Below are 322 nucleotides of genomic sequence, written 5' to 3'. Positions count from 1 at the left end.
GACGGCCGCGCCCAGGGCTACGTCCTCAACGACGACATCTTCGTCTTCCTCGGCCGCGGCAAGATCGCCGGCCTCCCCGTCATGGTCTGGAGCCTCAGCCTCACCGCCGTCGCCGTCCACATCCGCCTCAAAAACAACGACATCGGCCGCTTCCTCGACTCCTTCGTCGGCTACGACTCCGGCGTCGGCCTCGTCGTCATCTACATCTACATCTACCTCCTCGGCGTCTACGCCCTCATCGGCACCGTCGCCGCCCTCGCCGGCATCCTCCTCACCGCCCGCACCGGCTCCGGCCAACCCGTCTCCGGCAGCGAAGGCCTCG

Annotated in this window: 1 pseudogene; it reads left to right on the top strand. The window is 68.0% G+C overall.

The features are described from left to right. Positions 1-322 (top strand): annotated as a pseudogene (locus PUR56_RS29475) (ABC transporter permease); the annotation flags it as partial.

The organism is Streptomyces sp. BE303 (assembly GCF_036290945.1).
GTDB lineage: Bacteria > Actinomycetota > Actinomycetes > Streptomycetales > Streptomycetaceae > Kitasatospora.
The sequence above is the reverse complement of the archived record's forward strand: the minus strand, read 5'-3'. Positions and strand labels throughout refer to the sequence as shown.